The organism is Oceanospirillum sanctuarii (assembly GCF_002150805.1).
GTDB classification, from domain to species: domain Bacteria; phylum Pseudomonadota; class Gammaproteobacteria; order Pseudomonadales; family Halomonadaceae; genus Oceanospirillum; species Oceanospirillum sanctuarii.
On record NZ_MTBA01000002.1, the window covers coordinates 43,657 to 49,862 of the forward strand.

7 protein-coding genes are annotated in these 6,206 nt (G+C 50.6%); all 7 read right to left on the reverse strand.

Features of this window, described 5'->3' with window-relative positions:
* Positions 1–2: 2 nt before the first annotated feature.
* The gene (nusB, locus tag BV405_RS03775) at positions 3–500 is read right to left on the reverse strand and encodes a transcription antitermination factor NusB (RefSeq protein ID WP_086479550.1); all 498 of its coding nucleotides are present in this window, start codon (positions 498–500) and stop codon (positions 3–5) included.
* Between the two features lie 48 nt (positions 501–548).
* Entirely contained in the window at positions 549–1,016 is a 468-nt protein-coding gene (gene ribH, locus BV405_RS03780) for a 6,7-dimethyl-8-ribityllumazine synthase (RefSeq protein ID WP_086479551.1), read from the reverse strand.
* 63 nt (positions 1,017–1,079) lie between these two features.
* Positions 1,080–2,201, reverse strand: a complete 1,122-nt coding sequence (gene ribBA, locus BV405_RS03785; protein ID WP_086479552.1) for a bifunctional 3,4-dihydroxy-2-butanone-4-phosphate synthase/GTP cyclohydrolase II — start codon at positions 2,199–2,201, stop codon at positions 1,080–1,082.
* Positions 2,202–2,217: 16 nt separating this feature from the next.
* A complete protein-coding gene (locus BV405_RS03790) occupies positions 2,218–2,880 on the reverse strand; it encodes a riboflavin synthase (RefSeq protein ID WP_086479553.1) in 663 nt (220 codons plus the stop codon).
* Positions 2,880–4,019, reverse strand: a complete 1,140-nt coding sequence (gene ribD, locus BV405_RS03795) for a bifunctional diaminohydroxyphosphoribosylaminopyrimidine deaminase/5-amino-6-(5-phosphoribosylamino)uracil reductase RibD (protein WP_086479554.1) — start codon at positions 4,017–4,019, stop codon at positions 2,880–2,882. Before ribD ends, BV405_RS03790 begins: the two co-directional genes overlap by 1 nt.
* 9 nt (positions 4,020–4,028) lie before the next feature.
* Complete coding sequence (nrdR, locus tag BV405_RS03800; protein ID WP_086479555.1) at positions 4,029–4,529, reverse strand: transcriptional regulator NrdR; 501 nt, start codon at positions 4,527–4,529, stop codon at positions 4,029–4,031.
* A 149-nt stretch (positions 4,530–4,678) separates the two neighbouring features.
* Positions 4,679–5,935 carry a serine hydroxymethyltransferase gene (gene glyA, locus BV405_RS03805; RefSeq protein WP_086479556.1) on the reverse strand — a complete coding sequence of 419 codons (1,257 nt, stop codon included), beginning with the start codon at positions 5,933–5,935 and terminating at the stop codon, positions 4,679–4,681.
* Between the last annotated feature and the right edge of the window lie 271 nt (positions 5,936–6,206).

Consider the following 6,206-nt stretch of genomic DNA (forward strand, 5'->3'; position numbering starts at 1 on the left):
AATCAGCCCTTACGACGCTCGGCAACTTCTGCAGCACGCAGGCGAATCGCCAGCTTGTCCAGAATACCGTTGATGTACTTGTGACTTTCCGTCGCACCAAAGCTTTTCGCCAGCTCAACTGCTTCGTTAATCACCACACGGTAAGGAACGTCGATGCGCTTGCTCAGCTCATAGGTGCCCATACGCAAAATTGCCAGCTCAACCGGGTCCAGTTCGTCAACGCGACGATCCAGCAGAGGTGCATATTCCTTATCCAGATCAGCTTTCTGCTGTGGGATGTTATGCAGCAGTTCGTTGAAATAAGCCAGATCGGCAATTTCTACTGCTGACGTAATATCCTCGTGAGATTCCAGCGCATCATCCGGACGGGCAGCACGAATCTGAAGCTCGATCTGCTGCAGTGCTGCACCTGTCATCTGCCATTGATACAGACCCTGTACGGTGAGCTGACGGGCAGCGTGACGAGCTTGGGTTTTACTGGTTTTTTTACCTTGGGACATTGAGGAGTAACCGCGAGTTAAGTATTAAATTTCCGAATTACGTTGAAATTACAACGTGTTAAACAGGCTAACCATTTCCAGAGCGCACAGAGCGGCTTCAGAACCTTTGTTACCTGCTTTTGTGCCGGAGCGCTCGATGGCCTGTTCGATTGTGTCCACTGTCAGTACACCGTTAGTGATAACCACACCGGTTTGCAGAGACAGCTGACCCAGACCTTTCGCACATTCGCCAGCAACATATTCAAAGTGAGGTGTACCGCCACGGATCACCGCACCCAGAGTGATTACAGCATCCGGCTGTTGTTTTTCGATCACTTTCTTAGCGACCAGAGGCAGTTCCCATGCACCTGGCGCACGAACTACAGTGATGTTCGCTTCATCAACACCGTGACGACGCAGCGTGTCGATAGCACCTTCAACCAGATGCTCAACCACGAAGCTGTTGAAACGACCTACAACGATAGCGTACTGACCGTTACAGTTTACGAAATTGCCTTCTACGGATTTGATAGTCATTTTTGGTTCCTGATAACTTTTTGTTTTTTCCTGAAAGATGTCACCGCGATCTACGGGCAGAACTTACTCTTCACAAGGAATATATTCTTCGATTTCCAGATCGAAACCTGAGATCGCATTAAATTTCATTGGTGAGCTCAAAAGACGCATTTTGCCCACGCCCAGATCACGCAGAATCTGAGAACCTGTACCTACGGTCAGGTAAGCGCCGGAAGCACTGACATTCACTTTGGACTGCTGACGGCCATTCTGAATCAGATCAACAGAATCACGGATATCGATACGCTCGTTGGTATCCAGCAGCAGAACCACACCTTTGCCTTCCTGAGCCACTTTTGCCAGCGCTTTACGCATGGTCCACTTACGCTCAGTTTCGTCCGCCGGAATCGCACCAACCACATCACGCAGCACTTCGGTACGGTTGTGAACACGAACCATCACCGGGTCATCCGCGCTGATATCACCCAGAGTCATCGCCAGATGGGTACAACCCTGAATCTCATCTTTATAGGTCACGTAGTTGAAGTCACCGTATTCAGTGGCCATAACGCCTTCCTGATCACGGGCAACCGTGTGCTCGTTGGTGGTACGGTAGTGGATCAGATCTGCAATGGTACCGATCTTGATGCCATGCTCCTGAGCGAACAGTTCCAGATCCGGACGACGAGCCATGGTGCCGTCTTCATTCATGATCTCAACGATCACAGACGCAGGTTCATAACCAGCCATACGTGCCAGATCACAACCGGCTTCTGTATGGCCAGCACGACTCAGAACACCACCCGGCTGAGCCATCAGCGGGAAGATGTGACCGGGCTGAACGATATCTTCAGCTTTGGCATCACGCTTAACCGCAGTACGTACGGTATGCGCACGATCAGCAGCAGAGATACCTGTGGTAACACCTTCAGCAGCTTCAATCGACAGGGTGAAGTTTGTGGAGAACTGAGCACCGTTGCTCTGTACCATCAAAGGCAGTTTCAGCTGCTCACAACGATCGCGGGTCAGTGTCAGACAGATCAAACCACGGGCGTATTTCGCCATAAAGTTGATATCTTCCGGACGAACCTGCTCCGCAGCAATAACCAGATCACCTTCATTTTCGCGATCTTCGTCGTCCATCAGGATAACCATTTTACCCTGACGGATATCTTCCAATAACTCTTCAACAGTGTTCAGTTGCATATTCGTTCCTAAGCTGTCAGCCACGGTGAAAACCGTTCTGAGCTAAAAATTCGAGACTGATATCGGCTTTTGCCGGCTGCGCTGGTTCAGACTTACTGATGAGTCGTTCCAGATAGCGCGCAATCAGGTCTACTTCTAAATGTACCGGCTGGCCTGAGGTATAGCCCTGCAGTACCGTTTCCGCCAGTGTATGGGGAACAATATTGAGTTCAAAAACGTCCCCTTCAATACCGTTCACGGTCAGGCTGGTTCCTTCCACGGTGATCGAACCGCGATCCGCAATATATTTCAGCAGATGTTCCGGTGCCTGAACCCGAAAACGCACAGAGCGGGCGTCTTCCCGACGCTCCAGAATCTTACCAACGCCATCCACGTGGCCGCTGACAATATGGCCACCCAGACGGGAGGTCGGCATCATCGCCTTTTCCAGATTAACCGCCTGTCCCAGACGGTAATTCTTAAAACAGGTATGACGTACGGTTTCCAGTGAGACATCAGCCCAGAAACCTTTGCCGTGCAGTTCCGTTACGGTCAGACAAACACCGTTGACCGCGATACTGTCGCCCAACTTAACATCTGTCATATCCAGAGTATTAACAGCAACCTTGACGCGGTAGTCGCCGCCTGAAGGCTGTAAACTCTCAATTGTACCAACCGCTTCGATAATTCCGGTAAACATTATTGTGATTTTCCTGTAAAACGGGCGGTTATCATCATATCTGCACCCACCATCCGACAATCGGTCAGCGTGAGTCGCTTCTGATCAGCCATTTTGGTGATTCCCGGAAGATGCAGTAAACCCCGGGCACCATCCCCCATTAGAGTTGGCGCCATAAATACGACCAGCTCATCGATCAGTCCTGCTTCCGCAAAAGCACCGGCAAGAGTTGCACCGGTTTCCAGCAGAACGTCATTACACTCGCGCTGATTCAGATATTCCATCAGAGCCAGTAAGCTGACACGACCTTGCTCCGCAGGCAGTTGAAGACAAACCGCTCCCGCTTGTTCAAGACGCGCCTGCTTGTCGGAATCAGACTCGGTAAAAACAACCAGAGTTTCACCGGGCTGCTGCAGAATTTTAGCGTTTTCCGGCAGACGCAAATGGCTATCCAGTACCACTCTTAACGGCTGACGTTTTGCAATCTGTTCTGCATCGGGAAGATTCAACTGTTCAGCTCGAACCGTTAATGCGCTGTCATCGGCAATGACCGAATCCACTCCACTGATAATAGCGGAACTACCAGCTCTAAGTTGCTGAACCTGAGCCCGTGCCGAAGGGCCAGTGATCCACTGGCTTTCACCGGATGCCATCGCCGTCCGTCCATCCAGACTACAGGCCAGTTTCGCCCGCACAAAAGGGCGTTTTAAGGTCATTCGCTGGATAAAGCCGGGGTTCAGCGCTTTAGCGTCGGCTTCACATACTCCCGACAGCACCTCAATGCCGGCAGCCTCCAGTTTGCGAATGCCGTTACCGGCAACCAGAGGATTCGTGTCCTGCATACCAATAACCACACGGGATACCCCTGCTTTGATTAAAGCATCGGAACAGGGTGGTGTTCTTCCGGTATGAGAGCAGGGCTCAAGAGTCACATACGCTGTACAACCGGCAGCATCGGAAGTCTGTGCCAGCGCATTAACTTCCGCATGACCTTCGCCTGCTTTCTTGTGCCAGCCCTCAGCGATAATCTCGCCATCTTTAACCAGCACGCAGCCAACACGGGGATTAGGGAAAGTGGTGAAGTGACCTTTGCGGGCAAGACGGATAGCTCTTGCCATAAAGTAAGCATCAGAGGTCTGATGCGACTCTGTGAACGTCATACCAGTAACCTATGAAGAGGAATCGTCTTTGGAAAGATGCTCACCGCGACTGAAAGGCGGATCCTGAGCAAGACGATCAATCTCGGCACGAAACTCATCAAGATCCTGAAAGCTACGGTAGACAGATGCAAAGCGGATATAAGCCACCTGATCCAGCAGGCGAAGCTGAGCCATCACCTCTTCACCAATCAGACGGGATGCAACCTCACGCTCACCGCGGGCACGCAGGCGCTGACGAATACGCTCAATAGCGGCTTCGAAAGATTCGGTACTGACAGGACGTTTTTCCAGAGCACGCTGCATGCCGGCACGAAGTTTAGCTTCATCAAAAGCTTCCCGCTTGCCGTCATGCTTAACAATCTTGGGCATCACCAGTTCTGCAGTTTCATAGGTGGTAAAACGCTCACCACAGGAGAGGCATTCACGACGACGGCGAACCTGATCGCCATCAGCCACCAATCGGGAGTCTGTAACTTTTGTTTCCTGTGCACCGCAGAAGGGACAATACATAGTAGGCTCTGGTTATCTTGTGGGGGTAATTGCCAACAGAATGCCGAAATAACAAACACTCAGGGCAATGGCCCACATTTTACCCTTAATGTGAGCAGATACAAATAAGCCCGGCATATAGCCGGGCTTATTCTTACAACGAACAGCGATTACGCGTAAACAGGGAAGCGCTTACAAACAGCCTTCACTTTTTCTTTTACAGCGTTGATTGTGTCTTCGTTGTTGATATCGTCCAGAATGTCACAGATCCAGTTAGTCAGTTCAGTAACTTCTGCTTCTTTGAAACCACGACGGGTTACAGCAGGAGTACCGATACGCAGACCGGAAGTAACGAATGGAGAACGAGGATCGTTAGGAACAGAGTTCTTGTTCACAGTGATGTTGGCACGGCCCAGAGCCGCATCCGCATCTTTACCACTGAACTCTTTATCGATCAGGTCAACCAGGAACAGGTGATCATCAGTACCTTCAGATACGATCTTGATGCCACGAGCCATAAAGGTCTCAGCCATCGCCTGAGCATTCTTAACAACCTGCGCCTGATACGCTTTCCACTCTGGCTCCATCGCTTCTTTGAAGCATACCGCTTTAGCAGCGATAACATGCATCAGAGGGCCACCCTGGGACTCAGGGAATACAGCGAAGTTCAGCTTCTTCTGCAGATCTTCATCAGCACGTGAAGACAGGATCAGACCACCACGTGGGCCGCCCAGAGTCTTGTGAGTTGTAGTAGTTACAACATCAGCAACGCCAACCGGAGACGGATAAACACCCGCAGCAACCAGGCCAGCGATGTGTGCCATATCAACAAACAGGTATGCGCCAACTTTGTCCGCGATATCGCGGAAACGCTGCCAGTCAACAACACGAGAGTAAGCAGAGAAGCCTGCAACGATCATTTTAGGCTTGTGCTCTTCAGCCAGACGCTCAACTTCCGCGTAATCGATCTCACCAGTTTCAGGGTGCAGACCGTACTGAACAGCATTGTAGATACGACCAGAGAAAGATACCGCAGCACCGTGAGTCAGGTGACCACCGTGTGCCAGGCTCATGCCCAGTACAGTGTCGCCCGGCTTACACAGAGCCATGTAAACAGCAGCATTAGCCTGAGAACCAGAGTGCGGCTGAACGTTAGCGTAAGTTGCGCCAAACAGTTCTTTAGCACGATCAATCGCCAGATCTTCAACAACGTCAACGTGCTCACAACCACCGTAGTAACGCTTGTTCGGGTAGCCTTCAGCATACTTGTTAGTCAGAACTGAACCCTGAGCCTGCATTACGCGAGGGCTGGTGTAGTTTTCAGATGCGATCAGTTCGATGTGCTCTTCCTGACGAACCGCTTCTGACTGCATCGCAGTCCACAGCTCATCATCATAGCCTGCAATGGTCATATCACGTGTGAACATTATCTACCTCTAGCCTGAATGTTGAGTATGTCGGATAAATCCGCTCAAAAACTGGAAAAGCGGATTCTATCGTACTTGTACTTTAGGTTCACTTGAAAAGAATAAATTTTCACCCTCAGAATATTCAACCTTCAGCCCTGTCGGCAAGAAACATTATCTAATGCCACATCAGTGCTGATAATGCTGCTCCACAGCATCTTCCTCTTACGGTCTAAGCCTTTCTTTCAGGCATAAAAAAACCCCGTCTCATTGAGACGGGGTTTCGTATTAG

Excerpts from the sequence above, each read along its gene's own strand:
- nusB (WP_086479550.1), bottom strand. The coding sequence starts at position 500 with ATGTCCCAAGGTAAAAAAACCAGTAAAACCCAAGCTCGTCACGCTGCC.
- ribH (WP_086479551.1), bottom strand. The coding sequence starts at position 1,016 with ATGACTATCAAATCCGTAGAAGGCAATTTCGTAAACTGTAACGGTCAG.
- ribBA (WP_086479552.1), bottom strand. The coding sequence starts at position 2,201 with ATGCAACTGAACACTGTTGAAGAGTTATTGGAAGATATCCGTCAGGGT.
- BV405_RS03790 (WP_086479553.1), bottom strand. The coding sequence starts at position 2,880 with ATGTTTACCGGAATTATCGAAGCGGTTGGTACAATTGAGAGTTTACAG.
- ribD (WP_086479554.1), bottom strand. The coding sequence starts at position 4,019 with ATGACGTTCACAGAGTCGCATCAGACCTCTGATGCTTACTTTATGGCA.
- nrdR (WP_086479555.1), bottom strand. The coding sequence starts at position 4,529 with ATGTATTGTCCCTTCTGCGGTGCACAGGAAACAAAAGTTACAGACTCC.
- glyA (WP_086479556.1), bottom strand. The coding sequence starts at position 5,935 with ATGTTCACACGTGATATGACCATTGCAGGCTATGATGATGAGCTGTGG.